Source organism: Methylobacterium fujisawaense (genome assembly GCF_014138435.1).
Classification (GTDB): Bacteria; Pseudomonadota; Alphaproteobacteria; order Rhizobiales; family Beijerinckiaceae; genus Methylobacterium; species Methylobacterium fujisawaense.
In genome coordinates this window covers 77,613-95,404 of sequence record NZ_JACJIM010000009.1, presented here as the reverse complement: position 1 = coordinate 95,404, position 17,792 = coordinate 77,613, and the positions used below count along the sequence as shown (strand labels likewise).

Annotated in this window: 12 protein-coding genes and 1 pseudogene; 3 read left to right on the top strand and 10 right to left on the bottom strand. The window is 72.8% G+C overall.

The window, feature by feature from the left end; genetic code table 11:
- Positions 1-213 precede the first annotated feature (213 nt).
- From GGQ91_RS24560 to GGQ91_RS24550, 3 genes and pseudogenes are all read right to left on the bottom strand, one after another.
- On the bottom strand, positions 214-5,502 hold the full coding sequence (locus GGQ91_RS24560) for an alpha-2-macroglobulin family protein (protein ID WP_182593047.1): 5,289 nt from the start codon (positions 5,500-5,502) through the stop codon (positions 214-216).
- Positions 5,503-5,648: 146 nt separating this feature from the next.
- Positions 5,649-5,948, bottom strand: coding sequence for an antibiotic biosynthesis monooxygenase family protein (locus GGQ91_RS24555; protein WP_043347845.1), 300 nt, complete (start codon positions 5,946-5,948; stop codon positions 5,649-5,651).
- A 17-nt stretch (positions 5,949-5,965) separates the two neighbouring features.
- Positions 5,966-6,367, bottom strand: a pseudogene (locus GGQ91_RS24550) (Kdo hydroxylase family protein); the annotation flags it as partial.
- Positions 6,368-6,644: 277 nt separating this feature from the next.
- On the opposite strand from GGQ91_RS24550, the gene GGQ91_RS24545 reads away from it, so the two are divergent.
- The gene (locus GGQ91_RS24545) at positions 6,645-7,094 is read left to right on the top strand and encodes a DNA-directed RNA polymerase sigma-70 factor (RefSeq protein WP_043347847.1); all 450 of its coding nucleotides are present in this window, start codon (positions 6,645-6,647) and stop codon (positions 7,092-7,094) included.
- Positions 7,095-7,282: 188 nt separating this feature from the next.
- Here the strand turns inward: GGQ91_RS24545 and GGQ91_RS24540 are convergent, their stop codons facing one another.
- Together GGQ91_RS24540 and GGQ91_RS24535 are read right to left on the bottom strand one after the other, a co-directional pair.
- The gene (locus GGQ91_RS24540; RefSeq protein WP_043347850.1) at positions 7,283-8,281 is read right to left on the bottom strand and encodes a l-ornithine N(alpha)-acyltransferase; all 999 of its coding nucleotides are present in this window, start codon (positions 8,279-8,281) and stop codon (positions 7,283-7,285) included.
- Between the two features lie 150 nt (positions 8,282-8,431).
- Complete coding sequence (locus GGQ91_RS24535) at positions 8,432-8,914, bottom strand: Hsp20 family protein (RefSeq protein ID WP_043347852.1); 483 nt, start codon at positions 8,912-8,914, stop codon at positions 8,432-8,434.
- Positions 8,915-9,119: 205 nt separating this feature from the next.
- Here GGQ91_RS24535 and GGQ91_RS24530 point away from each other — a divergent pair, with 205 nt between their 5' ends.
- Positions 9,120-10,154: an alpha/beta fold hydrolase gene (locus GGQ91_RS24530; RefSeq protein WP_182593046.1), complete on the top strand. Its 1,035-nt coding sequence runs from the start codon at positions 9,120-9,122 to the stop codon at positions 10,152-10,154.
- A 4-nt stretch (positions 10,155-10,158) separates the two neighbouring features.
- Here GGQ91_RS24530 and GGQ91_RS24525 read toward each other — a convergent pair whose 3' ends face one another.
- Positions 10,159-10,683 carry a SixA phosphatase family protein gene (locus GGQ91_RS24525; protein WP_075379828.1) on the bottom strand — a complete coding sequence of 175 codons (525 nt, stop codon included), beginning with the start codon at positions 10,681-10,683 and terminating at the stop codon, positions 10,159-10,161.
- A gap of 222 nt (positions 10,684-10,905) precedes the next feature.
- On the opposite strand from GGQ91_RS24525, the gene GGQ91_RS24520 reads away from it, so the two are divergent.
- On the top strand, positions 10,906-11,829 hold the full coding sequence (locus GGQ91_RS24520) for a class I fructose-bisphosphate aldolase (protein WP_182593045.1): 924 nt from the start codon (positions 10,906-10,908) through the stop codon (positions 11,827-11,829).
- Positions 11,830-11,844: 15 nt separating this feature from the next.
- On the opposite strand, the gene GGQ91_RS24515 is transcribed toward GGQ91_RS24520, so the two are convergent.
- The 4 genes from GGQ91_RS24515 to GGQ91_RS24500 form a co-directional block, all read right to left on the bottom strand.
- Entirely contained in the window at positions 11,845-12,780 is a 936-nt protein-coding gene (locus GGQ91_RS24515; protein ID WP_043347858.1) for an NAD-dependent epimerase/dehydratase family protein, read from the bottom strand.
- The gene (locus GGQ91_RS24510) at positions 12,777-13,814 is read right to left on the bottom strand and encodes an MraY family glycosyltransferase (RefSeq protein WP_111474093.1); all 1,038 of its coding nucleotides are present in this window, start codon (positions 13,812-13,814) and stop codon (positions 12,777-12,779) included. Before GGQ91_RS24510 ends, GGQ91_RS24515 begins: the two co-directional genes overlap by 4 nt.
- Before the next feature lie 70 nt (positions 13,815-13,884).
- Positions 13,885-15,570, bottom strand: a complete 1,686-nt coding sequence (locus tag GGQ91_RS24505; protein ID WP_182593044.1) for a methyl-accepting chemotaxis protein — start codon at positions 15,568-15,570, stop codon at positions 13,885-13,887.
- A 109-nt stretch (positions 15,571-15,679) separates the two neighbouring features.
- On the bottom strand, positions 15,680-17,722 hold the full coding sequence (locus GGQ91_RS24500) for a protein meaA (RefSeq protein ID WP_043383488.1): 2,043 nt from the start codon (positions 17,720-17,722) through the stop codon (positions 15,680-15,682).
- Positions 17,723-17,792: the final 70 nt, after the last annotated feature.

The window sequence follows — 17,792 nt, the reverse complement described above, 5'->3', positions numbered from 1 at the left end:
GACGCACCATGTGCCCGCCGCAACGCAGCGGCCCGGCCCGGCGGGTTGCGCCGTCGCGTCCGAGGCGGGTCCGGACGAGGGCTTCAGCACCGACGTCCTTGCGAGCGCAGCGAAGCCATCCAGGGCAGCGCCACGCGCACCGATGGCGCGCTGCCCCGGGTCGCTTCGCTGCGCTCGCGATGACCGCAGCGCAGTGCTCGAACGCCGCTCGCCCTACTTCGCCGTCCCGACCGTCACGCTGCCCGAGGCGGTCCGGCCGAACCGGGCGGGCCGGTACATGTCCTCCACGGTGGCGCCCGGATGGACGTAGGTCCCGGGGGAGACCGCCCGCACCGTGTAGGCCACGGTGAAGAAGGCCGACTGGCTCGGGTCGCGGTCGTAGGCGGCCACGAACCGGTCGTCTCGGAACTCGGTGTGGACCGGCTGCACGTCCGACTTGGCGAAGGCGAGCCCCTGGAGCGCGTCGGCGTCCAGCAGCTTCGGATTGTCGATCTCCAGCCCCGCCGGCAGCGGATCGACCAGCAGGAGCCGCGCCGCCTCCGCCTTGGCCTCCGTGACCTTGAGCACCACCACGAGCCGGTCGTTCTGGCGCAGGCCGCTCGCCGGATCGATGGTGCTGCCGTCGAGGCGGCGGAAGCTGCGCTCGATCGTGTAGCCCTGCTGCGCCGCCGGCTCCGGCACCAGGGGGCTGCCGTTGACGGTCACGGCCACCTGCACAGGCGCGCGGCCGGTATTGGTGAGCTGAACGCCCCGGTCGGCCAGGGCCGCCTCCCGGTAGACCCGGGCCAGCATTCCGGTCTGCGGGGCGCCGTCCACGGTGAACGACAGGGCGCCCGCCTCGTTCGACAGGCTCTCGGCGGCGAGCACCATCCAGGCATTCTCCTGCGTGCTCGTCGACCGCTCGGCCTGCTGCTCCTCGCCGAGCACGGAAGCGGCGGGGCCCAACGCCCCCTGCGCCAGCCCGCTCTCGGCGGCGAGCGTGATCAGCCCGGCCCCGTCGCGCAGGCGGGAGCCGTAATCGGCGCGATAGACTCCCTTGTCGCGGTCGGCGCGCAGTAGGGTGAGCGCCGAGTCCATCGTCTTGGCGGCCCGTCCGCGGTCGCCCAGCAGAGCCAGGGCGGCGGCGAGTTGCGCCCGCCCGAGGGCGGAGGAGAAGTCGCCGATCTTGGTGTCGGCGAGGTAGCGCAGGTCGCCCATCACCGGTCGGCCGTTCCGGGCGAGCACGTAGGCCGCGTAGGCGAGGTCGGCGCCGCCGTTGCGCACCTCGGTGGCATTGGCCACGGCGTTGCGCAGGTAGTCCAGCGCCTGGGCGAAGGCCTTCTGCGGCACCGCGAAGCCGCGCTCCCGGGCGCGGGTGAGGAAGTCGGTCACGTAGGCGTCGAGCCAGAGGTCGCTCGATCCCTGCGCCGACCAGAGGCCGAAATCGCCGCTCGAATCCTGGCGGGCGAGCAGGCGCTCGATCGATTCGCGCACCCGATCGTCGGCGCCGTTGTCGAGGGCGAGCTTCTCCAGGGCCGCGAGCTTGTTGACGTAGAGCAGCGGCATCGCCCGGCTCACCACCTGCTCGGAGCAGCCGTAGGGGTAGCGGTCGAGCGCCCGGAGCAGGGCCGCCACATCGACCCCCGGCAGGGGTGTGGCCGAGAGCGAGACGCTGCCGGTCCCCGGCTGCAGGTCGGCGAGGAGATCCGACGTCAGCGTCAGGTTCGCCCCGGGGGCGAGGCTGCGCACCGAGCGGCGCAGCAGCGCGCCGGTTCCCGGCGAGATCCCCAGGGCGAAGCTTTGGTTCAGGGTGGACGGGAGCCCGGGCCCCGACAAGGCGAGGTCGAGGCGAGCCGTGCCCGGTCCGGCGGCGGTGAGCGGGATCGCGAACTGGCCCTTGGCGCCGGCCTCCAGCCGCAGCGTCTGGCGCAGCGCACTGGCGCCGATCACCACCGGGCCGGTCGGGCTCAGGTCGACCGTGTACTCGCCCCCCTGCCCCTCGACATTGTCGAGGGCCACGAACAGGCGCGAGCGGTCGCCGGTGTCGAGGAAGCGCGGCAGCGTGGCGCTGAGCACGACCGGGTCGCGGATGATCACGTCGGCCTGGGCCTGCCCGACCCGGTCGCCGCTCCAGGCGGTGACCATGACGCGGCCGGTGCCGTTGAAGGCCGGGATCGGGAAGGTGACGCTGGCCGCGCCGTCCGGCCCCACGGTCACGACGCCGGAATAGAGCGCCAGCGGCGCCTGGGTCGGCGGGGAATCGGCGAGCTCGCCGCCGCCCGCGTCGCCGCCGGAGCGGATCGCCCCGGCCGAGCCCTGCATGCCGTCGATCAAGTAGCCGTAGAGGTCCCGGACCTCCGGCCCGAGCGCCTTCTGGCCGAGGAAGTACTGGGTCGGGTCCGGCGCCGCGTAGCGGGTCAGGTTGAGGATGCCGACATCGACGAGGGCCACGGTGATCCGCGCCGGCGCGCCGGATTTCAGGCCCGTGAGCTGGACCGGCAGGGTCAGGTCCTGGCGCGGGCGCGCCCGCTCCGGCGCCTTCAGGGCGACCCCGAGGCTGCGCCGCTCCCGGTCCACCGAGAACCACGCCAGACCCAGCGCCCGGCCCGGAAGGCGCTTGGCCGCCTGGTCGAGGGGCCGGTAGGCGGTGGCCACCAGGTAGGCGCCGGCGCCCCACTCGGCCTTCACCGGGATGCTGACCGTGGTGCCGCCCTCCGGCACGCTGACCTCCAGGGTCTGGTGCACGCGGTCGCTGACGACCATCAGGCTGGCCTGACCCTTGAACGTCGGGCTGAGCTTGGCCCGCAGCGTGTCGCCGGCCGCGTAGGCGGCCTTGTCGAGGGTCAGGTCGAGGAGGTCGGGCGCCTCCGCGGTCTCGGAGCCGCCCCAGCCCACCTCGAAGCCGAGGCTCGCGGTCGCCTCCGGGGCACCCGCGGTCGAGACCTCCAGCCGATAGCGGCCGAGGCCGACCGGCGCCTCGATCCGGCTCGGGCCGGCGGCCGTGAGATCGACGGTGCCGCTGGCGACGCGCCGGGCGGACTTGACCGCCTCGAACGACCAGCGCCCGTCCGCCCGGTACCACTGGTAGGAGGAATCGATCCGCGACAGGGTCCAGCTCACGCCCGGCCGGGAGAGGAGCGCCCCGTCGGGCCGCGCGAACACCACGTCGAAGCCCGCGACCCCGCCCTCCTTCAGGTCGGTGAAGCCCTTGCGCAGGGCGAGGACCGGGCCGGCCGGGAGGATCGGCAGGGTCAGGCTGCGCGACAGGGCCCGGCCGCCGGGCTCGCCGACCGCCAGCGTGATCTTCGCCTCCAGAGCCCGTGGCGCCGCGACCTGGGGCACCGGCACCGTGACGGTGGCGCCGCCCTGCGCGTTCGTGGTGGCGTGGTCCTGCAGTTCCTGCGTCGCCGGCTCCACGGCCTCGTCGTCGAGACCGATGGCGTAGGCCTCGAGCCCCTTGATGCCGCTGGTGGCGGCCGCCTGCACGGTCACGCTGCCCGACACGTCGAGGTCCGCCCCCGGGGCGCCGTAGAGGTAGCGGGCGGCGACGTCGACCTGCGCGGCCTCGCCCCGGTTCAGGGCCGCCTGCCGGGCCTTGAGGGTCACCTCCAGCCGCTCGGGGACGTAATCCTCCACGAGGAAGCTGGTCTCGCCGATCGCGGGCGCCTTCGGGTCCGTGTAAGCCGAAACCCGCCACGTCCCGTGCATCGCCCCCGACAGGAGCGGCAGCGGCAGGGCGCGGCCGCCGAGCCCCTGGTCGGGCACCGAGACGCGCCGGTACTCGACGCCGTCCGGCCGCTTGACCACCAGGGTCAGCGGCAGGTCCGGCACGGCGGCGCCGCGGGGATCGCGCAGCAGGGCGGTGAGCTGGACGGTCTCGCCCGTGCGGTAGACCCCGCGCTCCGGGAACAGGTAGGCGTCGAGGCCGCCGGTCTCGGGCCGCCCCTTCACACCGCGGTCGGTAAGGTCGAAGGCACCGAGGTTGAGGTCGAGGAAGCCGTAATCGCCGCCCGCCTGGGCGACCACGAGGCTCGGTGCCAGGCCGCCCTCCCCGCGGGCGAGACCCGGATCGAAGGCGACATGCCCCTGCGAATCCGTGGTCCGTGTGCCCAGCACCTCGTTGTTGCGGGCGATCAGCCGGATCTCGGCGCCCGCCATCACCTGCGCGGAGGCCAGCGAGCGCAGGACCACGGTGACCCCGTCCCGGCCCTTGGTGGCGGTGAGTCCCAGGTCGGAGACCACGAACCATTGCGTGGCCTGGGTGTCGTATTCCTCGTCGGAAGCGGCCGTGCCCGAGGGGCGGGCCAGCATCACGTAGAGGCCGGGCTCCAGCTTGCCCACGGCCTGCAGCACCGGGAAGGCGGTGACGGCCTCCTGATTGATCTCGGCCTTGGCGGTGTCGAGGGTGCCCTTCCAGACGCGCTGGCCCTTCTCGGAGGCGATCGTCCGGGCGGTCGAGCCGCTGAGCTGGCCCAGGAAGTCCTCCGACCGCAGGGTCGGCAGCAGGCTGCGGTCGCCGATGCGCAGCACCTCGACGTCGAGCTTCGGCGCGTTCACCGAGACCAGGGGCACGCCCGCCTGCCCCGTGCGCGGCAGGACGTAGTTGCGCCCGGTGAAGCGCACCTGCGGGGCGCGGTCGCGGACGTAGATCTCGTAATCGGCGGCCTTGAGCAGGCTCTCGCCGACGGCCGACGGCAGGCCGGGGCGGACCACGATGGCGTAGCGGCCGCCGTGCTTGAGCCCGTCGACGCAGACCTGGGAGCCCTCCCCGGTCACCGCGGCCGCGCTGCTACCCGAGACGGCGACGAAGGGGGCGTAGTCGGTCTTGGGCTTGATCGCCTCCGAGAAGGTGAAGCAGGCCCGCGGGGCGGCCGCGTCGGAATCGACCTTGTAGTCGAGGATGCGGAAGCCGTGCTGCGCCCGCAGGGTCTCGTAGGTCTCCCGGACCGAACCGGTCTCGGCCAGGGCGAGGCTCGCCGCGTAGGCGTCCAGCGCCGGGCGCCAGGATTCCTGCTCGGCCTCTGCCGCCCCCAGGGCCGCCAGCGACGCCGCGGCGTCGGCGGCCGTGCCGGCGCGCTCGTAGGCGCGGTAGGCGGCGGCCGTCACCCGACCGCGCAGGCGCGACCGGCCCTGATAGTCGTTGTCCTCGAGCGCGCCCAGGGCCGCCGCGGCCCCGCGGGCATAGGCCTGCCAGTTGCGCGCGTCGGCCGGGTCGGCCGCCACCGCGGCGGCGAGCGGCGCCACCGCCTCGTCCGGCTTGTCGGCGGTGAGCAGGGCCAGCCCGGCGGCGCGGGACTGGCCGGCCGGCCGCAGCGGTCCGCCGGCTTCCGCCTTCAGCGCGGTCTCCAGGCGGACCGCCGCGCTGGCGAGGTCGGCCCGGACGAAGCTCTTCGCGAACGACGCCGATGCGGCCGACACCGGCCGTGCGGTCGTGCGGGCCGCCGGCGCGGTCTGGGCAAGGGCCGGCCCCGCGATCCATCCGAGGAGCGCCAGGGCACCCGCGAGCTGTCCGAGCCGCGCCATCAGCCTGTTCCCCAGCCTGGTTCCCGCCTGCCGCGCCCCCGATGATTCGCTTCGGGTTCGCTCATGCGGGAGCCTAGCACCGGAGGCGCGCGCCGCAACGCGTCGCCCCTCTGGCGGGCGCCGTCCGGGGCGCAGCGCGGCGGCGCTCAGAACGCCTTCAGAACCTGCTCGGTATGCTCGACGGCCACCGGTCCGGCGAAGCAGTGGGAGACCAGGGCGCGATACTCCTGCCAGGGCTGCGAGCCGGTGAAGTCCTTGGTGTGGGCCTCCAGCGTGTCCCAGTGGATCAGCAGCCGGTAGCGCTGCGGATGCTCGACGGAGCGCCGCACCTCGAAGGCCCGGCAGCCCTTGGCCGCCTTGAAGATCGCCGAGGCTTCGGTGATGCCTGCCTCGAACTCGGCCTCCATGCCGGGCTTGATCTCGATCTGCGCGATCTCGAGGATCATGGTCTGATGTCCTTGTCTCAGGTGCGGAGGACGCGGCCGAGCTTGGCCGCCAGGAAGCGATGCGGGCTTGAAGAGGGGTCGGCCTGCGCCGAGACCGGCAGATAGACGGTCTGCTCCAGCATGGAACGGCCGCCCATGGCCCCGTGCATCACGAGGTCCGAGAAAGTGCCCCAGGTCTCGCCGGGTTGGAAGTCCACGTCGGCCTGGGGCGACTCGGCCTGAGAGGTCTCGTCCCGCTTCAGTGCGTCGTGCAGGTGCCGCATTAGGTGGTCGTATTCCGAGCGCTTGGCCTTGGTGGCGCGCAGGGCCGCGAGCAGCCGCGCCTTGAGCGGCGCGTAGCCCGGCAGCCGCGGCATAAGCCCCTCCGCCAGCGACCTGAAATCCTCGCCGATCCGCCAGCGCCGCGGCTCGCCCGTCGCCCCGCCTCCAGCGCCCGGACGAGGAAGCCGGGCGCCTCGCCGGAGGCGATCCTGAGGATCGGGGTGATCATCGTCGGCGGACTGACGGCCGTCCTGACCCCCGGCCCCTGGCGCCGAGCCGCCGGGGGAGGCCAGGGCCGCGCATTTCCGGTGGATGACACCCGCCGTCCACCGACACGGTGCGGCCCCCCTCGCCCCTCGGCTTGCGCAACCGCTTCGTTCCCGGCACGTTCCCCCGCGAGTAACCGGCCCGAGAGCCCGGCGGAGGTTGGCGCCGATGGCGACGTTGAAGGAATTCGAAGAGGCCCTGCGCGAGCACGGCATGAACATGGCGTTGGCGCTTCTGGAGCGCCTGCGCGAGCGCGACCGCGCGACCCGGACGGTGAAGCCCGCCCGGCGCCTGACGGGTCAGAAGATGACCCCGGAGCTCGCCCGGGCGATCCTCGACCTGCACGCCACGACCGGCATGACCCAGCAGGAGATCGCCTTCAAGGTCGGGGTCAACCAGGGCCGCGTGAACGAGGTGATCAAGCGCGGCAAGTGGCTGACCGACGATCCCACGGCCCCGGAGGCCGTGGCCCGCGACAAGGCGGTCGCCCGGATGCGCGGCGACCCGAAGCCCAAGAAGCCGCCCGTTGCCCGCGCCGCCTCCGCACGGGCCAAGGAGCGTAAGGCCGCGCCGCCGAAGGCACGCAACCAGGGTCAGCTGGCGCTGGGGGATCTGTAGGGACGGGGCCGAAGGGTTCGTTGCTCCCGACAGGTCCTCTGATCCTGACGTGACTGCGAAGCGGGCCCGAAGGCGGGCTCCAGGGATCGCGCGGCTGGCTGGACGTCTCCTTCGAGGCGGCCGCTGCGCGCCCGCACCTCAGGATGAGGAGGGATGGCTGGATGACGGCCTCGGGCCGCGCCGGCCCCTCACCCGGCCGGCGCGAAATGGCCCCGGTAGCGCGCGCCGATCACCTCCACCGGCAGCGTCACGAACACGTCCGTCGTGCCGAACTGGTGGTCGATCACCGCGCCGTCGCCGAAGGTCGCGCCGAGGCGCAGGTAGCCCTTGATCAGCGGCGGCAGGGCGTGAAGCGCGGCCTTCGTGTCCACGGCCTCCTTCGGCATCCGGTCCATCGCCACGGCACGCTTCGGCAGTGCCCGGGCCCGCCAGCCCTCCGGTGCGCGGGCATGGTGGTGCAGGAAGGCGAGCGGCAGGGCCAGCCGGTCCGGATCGGTGCCCTCCAGGCTGGCGCAGCCGATCAGCGCGTCGATCTTATGGTGCAGGACGTAGGCGTAGATCCCCTGCCAGAGCAGCTCGACGGTGCGCTTGCTCCGGTACGGCTTGAGCACGCAGGAACGGCCGAGTTCCAGGAGCCGCCGATGCCCCTGGGCGGCCAGCAGCGGCGCGAGGTCGTACTCGCTCTCGGAATAGAAGCCGGTATGCCGCTCGGCCACCGCGCCGCGCAGCAACCGGTAGGTGCCGACGACCTTCGGACGCGGCTCGACGAAGGGCTTCTTCCGCTTCGGGGCGGCATGGTCGAGGACGAGGAGGTGATCGCAGACCGCGTCGTAGCTGTCGACGTCGCGCCGGGACAGGGCGGCGAGCCCGGAGGGCACCGCCGACATCTCCTCGTAGAAGACCTTGTAGCGCAGCCGCTGCGCCCGCCGGATCTCGGATTTCCGCGTCGCCAGCCGCACCTCCAGGCTGCCGATGCGGCCGAGGCTGCGCCCCTCGAACGGCTCCGGCAGGCGGATAGCCCGCTCGGCCGAGAGGAGATCGGCGATTCCGTTCGCCCCCTCGACGCCCGGGAGCGGCATCGACCGGCGGCGCAGCTTCGCGATCGGCGCGCCGACTCCCCATTGCACGCCCTTGTGCCAGCCGGCTCCGAGCGCGCTGTAGGCTCCGCGGGCGAGATTGGCGACCATGGTCGGGTTCACTCCGGGTGCGCGTCCGTGCACCGTCGAATCCGACACAGAGCACGAAGGGCACACGCCATTATGACAGCCCGCGCAAGAAAGCGCCCCGGCCGGGGCCGGGGCGCTCCATCAACCTGACGGTTCCGCGCGGGCGCGGGATCAGGCGGCCTGCGGGACCGCGTCCTTGCGGACATCGCCCTCGATCACCGGGGCGCTGGGGCGCGCCGCCGTGGCGATCTCGATGCGGCGGGGCTTCTTCGCCTCCGGAACCTCGCGGACGAGGTCGATGTGGAGGAGGCCGTTCTCGAGCGCCGCACCTGTCACCTGGACGTGGTCAGCGAGCTGGAACCGGCGCTCGAAGGCGCGGGCCGCGATGCCCTGGTGCAGGAACTCCGCCTTACCTTCGGCCTTGCGCTCGCCCTTCAGCGTGAGGGCGTTCTCCCGCACCTCGATCGACAGGTCGGACTCGGTGAAGCCGGCGACCGCGACGGTGATGCGGTAGGCGTTCTCGCCGGTCCGCTCGATGTTGTAGGGCGGATAGGTCGGGGCCGCCTCGGCGCTCGCGAACTGGTCGAGGGCGGAGAACAGGCGGTCGAAGCCGACGGTGGAACGGTACAGGGGAGCGAGATCGAACTGACGCATGACATATCCTCGTGTGAGCAACATGCAATTCCGGTCCGCCCGATGGGCCGGACCCGTCTTTCGTGCCGCCTGACGGCCGGCACAGACGAGATATCGGAGGGGGAAAATCGCCCTTCAAGACCCCGGGCGATGGCAGGAATCGCAATTTTTTCGCTACGGTCCGCGGGTGCAGCGGGCGGTGCACGGACGCGCTGAGGTGAGGCCAGTGAGACGCTTCGACGGTGGTACCGGGCGCGAGCCGCCGCTCCTGACCCTGCGCAGCACGCCCGACAATCCGGTCCCGCCGGGCGGCACGCTGATCGCGGTCGGCACGCGCGACGATTGCACCCTGCGGGCGGCCTACTGGCAGACGACGGCGCGCACCTGCCGGGGTACGGTTTGCCTGCTCCAGGGCCGGGCCGAGTTCATCGAGAAGTACTACGAGACGATCCACGAGCTGCGGGCGCGGGGCTTCGCGGTCGTCGCCTTCGACTGGCGCGGCCAGGGCGAATCGGACCGGCGGGTGGACAATCCCCACAAGGGCCACGTCGCCCGGTTCGACGATTACCGCCTCGACCTGCGGGCCGTGGCCGAGACCGTCCTGGTGCCCCTGATGCCCGAGCCCCATGTCGGCCTCGCGCATTCCATGGGCGGATGCGTCGCTCTCCTGGGCGCCCTGGACGGCTGGCTGCCGTTCCGGCGGCTGGTGACCGTGGCCCCGATGCTGTCAATCCGGATGATCCCCTGGCCGGCCGGCGCCGCGCTGCTGTCGCAGGGCCTGCACCGTCTGGGCCTCGGGAGCCGGTACATCCCGCTCGGCAAGCCGGTCTCGATCGCCACCAACCCCTTCGCCGGCAACAGGCTGTCGCGGGATCCGGTCCGCTACGCCCGCAATGCCGCGGCGGCCCGGGAGGTCGGCGCCGGCGCGGTCGGCGATCCGACGATCGCGTGGCTCGCCGAGGCGTTCCGCGCGATGGCGCGCCTGCGCGACCCGCGGGCGGCGCCGCGGATCACGCTGCCGACCCTGATCGTCGCGGCGGGGGCCGACCCGGTTTGCGGCACGCCGGACACCGAGCGCTTCGCGGCCCGTTTGAAGGCCGGCCATATCCTGGTCCTGCCGGATTCCCGGCACGAGATCCTCACCGAGCGGGACGCGATCCGGCAGGATTTCTGGGCGGCCTTCGAGGCCTTCGTGCCGGGCTCGCCCCTGCCGAGCCACGCCGAGGTCGAGGCGCACGCCGTCGCGGTGCCGGTCGCCTGAGGCGTCAGCCGGCCAGATCCGGGTCGATGTCCCGCGGGCGCACGAACCGCTCCAGGCGTCCCCGGCCCGGCGCGACCTCGGCCCAGAGGTCGCCCGCGAAGTCGATCACCGCGTAGGCCGCGGTCGGGAATTCCAGGGCGAGGCGGTCCCGCGCCGCCCGCGGCCCCGCCCCCGCCAGCCCCGCCGCGAGGTCGCCGAGTCCCGGATTGTGGCCGACGACGATCACCGTGCCGGCGGTGTCGGGCGCCTCCCGGATCACCGCGAGGATCCGCTGCGCCGGCGCCTCGTAGATCTCGGGCCGCCAGCGCGTCTCGGGATTGCCGAGCGTGGCCGCCATCGTCTCCCAGGTCTCGCGCGTCCGTGCAGCGGTCGAGACCAGGGCGAGATCCGGGCAGAGGCCTTCCCGCGCGAGGTGGGCGCCCACCGCCGGGGCCGCCCGCCGGCCGCGGGCATTGAGCGGGCGCTCGTGGTCCGCCACGCCCGGCGGACGGTCGGACTTCGCGTGCCGCAACAGGATCAGCCTGCGCATGAGCGAACCTCTGATGCGAATCTCTGGGCCGATCCCGGGGCTTTGAGCCACCGGATTCCTGGCGCCCATCTCCCCATCCGGTTAGCCGAAAGCGCCGCGTGCGGGAACCTCGGTTTTCCCCGCCCCGTTCCGAAGGCGGGCCGTCCGCGCACGGCACGGCATGGCACGGCATGCGGCGCGACGGTCTCCGACCAGGAGTCTGCCCGACCAGGAGTCTGCCCGATGGACCGATCCCACCGCGTCACCGAGATCCTGTCGTGGTACGGGGCCGACAGCCCCGGGACGCTCGCCAACCTCGCCCGGATGCTGGAGCACGGAAAGCTCGGCGGCACCGGCAAGATGCTGATCCTGCCGGTGGACCAGGGTTTCGAGCACGGCCCCGCCCGGAGCTTCGGCCCGAATCCGCCGGCCTACGACCCGCTGTACCATTTCGAGCTGGCCCTGGCGGCGGGGTGCAACGCCTACGCGGCGCCGCTCGGCTTCCTGGAGGCAGGGGCGCGGGACTATGCGGGGCGCATCCCCTTGATCCTCAAGCTCAACGACCACGACCTCCTGGCCGACGAGGACGATCCCGAGCAGGCGATCACCGGCTCGGTGGCGGACGCCCTGCGGCTCGGCGCCTGCGCCGTCGGCTTCACGATCTATCCGGGCTCCGCCCACCGCAACGCCATGTACGGCCAGATTCGGGCGATCGCCGAAGAGGCCAAGAGCGTCGGGCTCGCCGTGGTGATCTGGTCCTACGCCCGCGGCTCGGCCCTGTCGAAGGCGGGCGAGACCGCCATCGACGTCATCGGCTACGCGGCGCAGATCGCCGCGCAGCTCGGCGCGCACATCATCAAGGTGAAGCTGCCCACCGCCCATATCGAGCAACCGGCGGCCAAACAGGTCTACGAAGCCACCGGCATCCCGATCGGCACCGCGGCCGAGCGCGTCCGCCACGTGGTGCAATGCGCCTTCAACGGCCGGCGGATCGTGATCTTCTCCGGCGGTGCCCACGCCGAGGAGGCCCCCTTCCTCGACGAGATCCGCGCCATCCAGGCGGGCGGCGGCTTCGGCTCGATCGTGGGCCGCAACGCCTTCCAGCGCTCGAAGGCGGACGCCTTGTCGCTGCTCGGCACGATCACCGACATCTACGCGGGCGGCTGAGCTTGGCCCGCGCCGTCAGCCGCCGTCGCGGGCCAGCCGGGCGAGTCCGTCGCGGGTCGGCCCGGCCGGCCTCCAGCCGAGGGCCGCGAGGCCGTCGGCGCGGGCGACGAGCCCCTCGGCGACGCGGGCGAACTGCGCGTCCCGGCCGGTCAGCCGGCAGGCCAGCTTGATGAGCCCGGCCGGCACCGGGACGAGGCCCGGGCCGCGGCCGAGGCCCTGGCGGAGGGACGCGATCATCTCGGGCAGGCTGAGCGGATCCGGGTCGGCGGCGATGAGGGCGCGATTCAGCGGGCCGGGCGCCGCCAGCGCCGCGTCCACGGCGCCCGACAGGCTCTCCAGGGAGATCAGCGAGCGCCGCGCCGCGAGGCCGCCCAGCGGGAGCGGATAGGGGCTGCGCGCCAGCCGCAGCAGGGCGGCCATGTTGCCCTTCACGCCCGCCCCGTAGACGAGGACCGGGCGCAGGGCGACCCAGTCCAGCCCGGTCTCGGCGAGCGCCCGCTCGGCCTCCAGCTTGGAGCGGCCGTAGGCGTCGGTGGGCCGGGGCGGATCGCCCTCCCCGACCACGCCCGGTGCGCTCGCCCCGACCTGGGCGCGGATCGAGGACAGGAACACGAAGCGGCGCACCTTCGCGCGCGCCGCCGCCTCCGCGAGCTTGCGCGTCGCCTCGGTGTTGAGCGTCCGGTAATCGTCCTCCGGGGCGCCCGACGGCGTCGGGCCGAGGTTGGCGTGGGCGAGGCCCGCCGAGTGCACCACCGCGTCGACGCCGCTGAGGGCCGCCGCCATGTTGATCGGGCGCGTCAGGTCGCCGACCACCGCGCTCGCGGCGCCCTCCGGCACGCTCGTCGGCCGGCGCAGCAGCACGCGGACCCGGTAGCCGCGCGCGGTGAGGTCGGCGAGCAGATGCCGGCCGATGAAGCCGGTCGCCCCGGTGAGCGCGATGAGTCCGGTCACGGCTGAGCGGCACCTTCGGCTGGGGCCGGCGCCGGGGCGCGGGCGAAGCGGCGGAGCAGGGCGGCGACCAGGGCGAGCCCGGCTGCCAGGGCGGCGAGCGTGACCGGCCAGGACGGCCAAAGCAAGGTCGCGGCGGCGAGCGCCGCCAGGGCGAGATTGGCCGCAAACACACGGCCCACCACGCCGGGGACGCTGAGCCCGTTGACGGTGGCCCGCTGGTAATGGTGACCGCGATGGGCTTCCCAGACCCGCTCGCCCCGCGCCGCCCGGGCGCTGAGGGTCAGGCTGGCATCGGCGAGATAGACGAGCGGCAGCAGCAGGGCCGCGGCGAGGCCGCCCGCCAGGGCCAGCTGGCACAGCAGCCAGGCGGTGACGAGCCCGATCGGCAGCGAGCCGACATCCCCGAGGAAGAGCTTTGCGACCGGCCGGTTGAACGGCGCGAAGCCGAGCACCGCCCCCAGGAGGCTCGCCGCAACCAGCGTCGGCAGCGGCGGCAGGCGCCCGGCGAGGCCGAACAGTAGGAGCGCGCCCGCCACCGGGACGATCTCCGCCACCGTCATCCAGTCGAGCCCGTCCATGAAATTCGTCAGATTGACGAACCACAGGCCCGCCAGCAGCGCGAGGCCGCGCTCCAGCCAGAGCGGCAGACCGGGCAGCAAGCGCCCGTCCACGTGCCAGACCAGCAGGCCGACCACCAGAGCCTGCACGGCGAGCCGCAGCGCGGCCGGCAGCGGCCGGATGTCGTCCACCGCACCGAGGAGCGCCAGGGCCAGGGCGCAGCCGGAAAGCCAGATCCAGTCCGGACGGCCTCCGATCTCCGGCGCCGCGATCAGCAGGCCCGAGATCGTGACGAACGCCGTGACCACGGCGATTCCGCCCCCCTGCGGGGTCGGCACGGTGTGGCTCGAGCGGGCATTCGGCCGGGCCAGGGCGTAGCGCTGCAGCAGCGGGCGCAGGCGCAGGATCAGGCCCGCCGAGAGGGCAGCGGCGAGGGGCACCGCCAGCAGCAGGATCGTGGGCAGGGCGGACGGCATCGCGGACGGTATCTCGGACGGCAATGGCGCCGTCCTACGCGATCTGCCGCCCGACCGTCAGGGGGGCGCCCTAGGCCGCCCGCACCGTGGCGAGGAAGCGCGCGACCTCGGCCCCCAGATGCTCAGACTGACGCGACATCTCGCTTGCGGCCCCGAGAACCTGGGCGGCGGCCGCACCGGTCTCTTCGGCGGAGTGGGCAAGGCTCGCGATCGTCCCGGTCACCGCGCCGGTGCCGACCGCTGCCTCGGCGACGTTGCGGACGATCTCCTGGGTGGCCGCACCCTGCTGCTCCACGGCTGCCGCGATGCTCGAGGCCACGTCGTCGATCTCGCGGATCCGTCGGCCGATCCCGTCGATCGCCGACGCGGCCTGCCCGGTGGAGGACTGGATCCGCCCGATCTGGCCGGTGATCTCCTCGGTGGCCCGGGCGGTCTGTTCGGCGAGCGCCTTCACCTCGGACGCCACCACCGCGAAGCCGCGTCCGGCGGTACCGGCCCGGGCGGCCTCGATCGTGGCGTTGAGCGCCAGAAGGTTGGTCTGGGCGGCGATCCCGGAGATCAGCGCCACCACGTCGCCGACCTTCGCGGCCGCCGCGCTGAGATCGTGCACCAGCGCCACCGTGCTGGTCGCCTCCGCGACGGCGACCCGCGCCAGTTCCGCCGAGCCGCTGACCTGACGGCCGATCTCCTGCACGGACGAGCCCAGTTCCTCGGCGGCCGCCGCGACGGTGTTGACGTTGGCGGCGGCCTCGCTGGCGGCGACCGCGACGGTGCCGGACTGCCCGGCGGCATCCGACGCGCTACCGGTCAGCGACCGGGCGGTGGCCTCCAGCTCGGTGGCCGCCGCCGACACGCCGCCGACGATGCCGCCCACCGCCTGCTCGAAGGCGTCGGCCATGGCACGGGTCGCGGTCCGGCGCTGTGTCTCGGCATCCGCGCGGGCCAGCGCCGTCTCCGCCTCCAGGGCGCGCGAGCGGACGAGGTTGTCGCGGAACACCAGCACGGAGCCGGCCAGGGCTCCGATCTCGTCCCGCCGGCCCTGGCCCGGGATCCCCACTTCCGCGTCGCCCGCGGCGAGGCGCTGAGTCGCCGCCGCGATCGCCCGCAGCGGCCGGCTGACGCCGCGCAGCACCAGCACCATGGCGCCCAGCGCGACGAACAGCGCCAGCGCGGCGAGCACCAGCATGTTCCGGTTGGCGGCCGCGTAGGTCGCCTCGATCCGCGCGCCGCTCGCCTGCGAGCCGGCGGCGTTCAGGTCGACCAGCCGGTCCCATTCGGCCAGAACCCCATTGATGCCGGTCGACATCGTGGTGTTGTAGATCCGCTGGCCACCGGCGACGTCGCCGGAGGCAGCCTTGTCCAAGGCTTCCGTCTGCAACGCCCTGTAGGCGTTCAGCTGGCGCCGGAGGGCCGCGTAGGCGTCGCGCTCAGTCTGCGTGAGCGGCTGCGCCTCGTAGCGGGCGAACTGCGCGGCGAGCTGTCCGTCGCGTTTGGCGATCGTGGCCGCGACCTCGGTCCGCAACTCCGGCGTGTCGGCGGTGATCAACCGCCCGCCGTTGACCCGCTGCCGCATGATGATGACGCCGATCCGGCCGAGCGCGTCGGTCGCCGGCACGCGCACGTCGCGGAGTTCCGCCGCGGTGGCGTTGACGCTGCGCAGTTCCGTCAGGGAGAGGCCGCTCGTCGCGGCGATCAGGACAGCCAGTGCGGCGAGGCAGAATCCGAGCTTGGCCGCGATCGAGATGCCAGGGCGCATGTCGCTTCTTCCTCGGTCCCGAAAGGGGACCGAGGACATCATGATGCGGAAACGGTTAAACTTGTTTGAGATATGGCAGCTATTGATTCAACTTTAATGCCGCCGCGTCTCAGTAGACTTGAGCCTCCGCACGCGGCTGGTCCGATGGGCCGTCCCGGCGCTCCAGACCCTTCTCCACGACCTTGGCGAGCCCGACCATGATCTGGTCGATGGCGTAGTCCTTGGGCGTGTAGACGGCGCGGACGCCCATGTTCTTGAGAACCAGCTCATCCTCGGGCGAGATGATGCCGCCGACCACCACCGGGATGTGGTCGAGCCCTGCCTCGCGCATCTTGGCACGGACCTCCCGCACCAGCGGCACGTGGGAGCCCGACAGGATCGACAGGCCGACCACGTGGGCACCGGTCTCCTTGGCCTTCGCGACGATCTCGGCCGGTGTCTGGCGGATGCCGTCATAGGTGACGTCGAAGCCGACATCCCGCGCGCGGAGCGCGATCTGCTCGGCGCCGTTGGAGTGCCCGTCGAGGCCGGGCTTGCCGACGACGAGCTTGGGCGTCTCGCCGAGGCGCTCGCCGAGATCGGCGATCAGGAGCTTGGCGTCCTCGGCCGCGCCGCTGGACACCGTCTCGAGGGTGACGCCGGTGGGCGCCCGGTACTCGCCGAAGACGTCCCGCAGGCGCGCGCCCCATTCGCCGGTGGTCACGCCGGCCTTCGCGGCCTCGATGGAGGGGGGCATGATGTTGGCGCCGGAGCGCGCCGCCTGCTCCAGGGCGTCGAGGGCCTGACCGACCGCGTTCGCGTCGCGGCGACCGCGCCATTCGCGGATGCGGGTCTGGGCCTCCATCTCCACGGTCTCGGAGACGGAGAAGATCGCCCCCTCCCCGGCGGTGAGCGGCGAGGGCTCGCCCTGCTGCCACTTGTTGACGCCGACCACGATCTGCTCGCCGGCCTCGATGGCCGAGATCCGCCGGGCGTTCGATTCGACCAGCGCGCGCTTGAGCGCCCCGGTTTCCACCGCGGCGACGGCGCCGCCGATGCCGCCGATCCGCTCCAGCTCGGCCCGGGTCTGCGCCTTCAGCGCCTCGACCTTGGCCTCGATCACGTGGCTGCCGTCGAAGATGTCGTCGTATTCCAGCAGGTCGGTCTCGAAGGCCAGGATCTGCTGCATGCGCATCGACCATTGCTGGTCCCAGGGCCGCGGCAGGCCGAGCGCCTCGTTCCAGGCCGGGAGCTGCACCGCGCGGGCGCGGGCGCGCTTGGAGAGCGTCACCGCCAGCATCTCGATCAGGATGCGGTGGACGTTGTTCTCCGGCTGCTGCTCGGTGAGCCCGAGGGAGTTCACCTGTACGCCGTAGCGGAAGATGCGCTTCTTCGGGTCGTCGATGCCGTAGCGCTCCTGGGCGATCTCGTCCCAGAGTTCCGAGAACGCCCGCATCTTGCAGATCTCGGTGACGAACCGGAGCCCTGCATTCACGAAGAACGAGATCCGTCCGAAGACGTCGGAGAAACTCGCGGCGTCGAATTCGGGATCGTCCCGCACGGTGTCGAGCACGGCGATGGCGATGGCCAGCGCGTAGGACAGCTCCTGGACCGGCGTCGCCCCCGCCTCCTGCAGGTGGTAGGAGCAGACGTTCATCGGGTTCCACTTCGGCACGTTCTTGGTCGTGAACAGGATCACGTCCTTGGTGAGCCGGAGGGACGGTGCGGGCGGGAACACGTAGGTCCCGCGCGACAGGTATTCCTTGATGATGTCGTTCTGGGTCGTGCCCTGGAGAGCGGCGAGCGGCGCCCCCTGCTCCTCGGCCACCGCGAGGTAGAGCGCCAGCAGCCACGGGGCCGTGGCGTTGATGGTCATCGAGGTGTTCATCTGGGCGAGCGGGATGTCCTGGAACAGGGTCCGCATGTCGCCGAGATGCGCGATCGAGACGCCGACCTTGCCGACCTCGCCGCGGGAGAGTTCGTGGTCGGGGTCGTAGCCGGTCTGGGTCGGCAGGTCGAAGGCCACCGACAGGCCGGTCTGGCCCTTGGCGAGGTTGCCCCGATAGAGCTTGTTGGACTCCGCCGCGGTCGAGTGCCCCGCATAGGTGCGGATGATCCAGGGCTTGTCGCGGCTCGACTTGTCGCTCTTGGTCTCGGCGACGCTCGCGCCCATTCCTCGCCTCCGTGTCATCTTTGTATCCGCGCTGGGCGCGGCCTTGCGGACACCGTAGCGAAGGCTTGGG

Coding starts and splice junctions, on each gene's coding strand:
- GGQ91_RS24500 (WP_043383488.1), bottom strand. CDS start 17,722: ATGGGCGCGAGCGTCGCCGAGACCAAGAGCGACAAGTCGAGCCGCGAC.
- GGQ91_RS24520 (WP_182593045.1), top strand. CDS start 10,906: ATGGACCGATCCCACCGCGTCACCGAGATCCTGTCGTGGTACGGGGCC.
- GGQ91_RS24555 (WP_043347845.1), bottom strand. CDS start 5,948: ATGATCCTCGAGATCGCGCAGATCGAGATCAAGCCCGGCATGGAGGCC.
- GGQ91_RS24505 (WP_182593044.1), bottom strand. CDS start 15,570: ATGCGCCCTGGCATCTCGATCGCGGCCAAGCTCGGATTCTGCCTCGCC.
- GGQ91_RS24545 (WP_043347847.1), top strand. CDS start 6,645: ATGGCGACGTTGAAGGAATTCGAAGAGGCCCTGCGCGAGCACGGCATG.
- GGQ91_RS24560 (WP_182593047.1), bottom strand. CDS start 5,502: ATGGCGCGGCTCGGACAGCTCGCGGGTGCCCTGGCGCTCCTCGGATGG.
- GGQ91_RS24540 (WP_043347850.1), bottom strand. CDS start 8,281: ATGGTCGCCAATCTCGCCCGCGGAGCCTACAGCGCGCTCGGAGCCGGC.
- GGQ91_RS24535 (WP_043347852.1), bottom strand. CDS start 8,914: ATGCGTCAGTTCGATCTCGCTCCCCTGTACCGTTCCACCGTCGGCTTC.
- GGQ91_RS24510 (WP_111474093.1), bottom strand. CDS start 13,814: ATGCCGTCCGCCCTGCCCACGATCCTGCTGCTGGCGGTGCCCCTCGCC.
- GGQ91_RS24525 (WP_075379828.1), bottom strand. CDS start 10,683: ATGCGCAGGCTGATCCTGTTGCGGCACGCGAAGTCCGACCGTCCGCCG.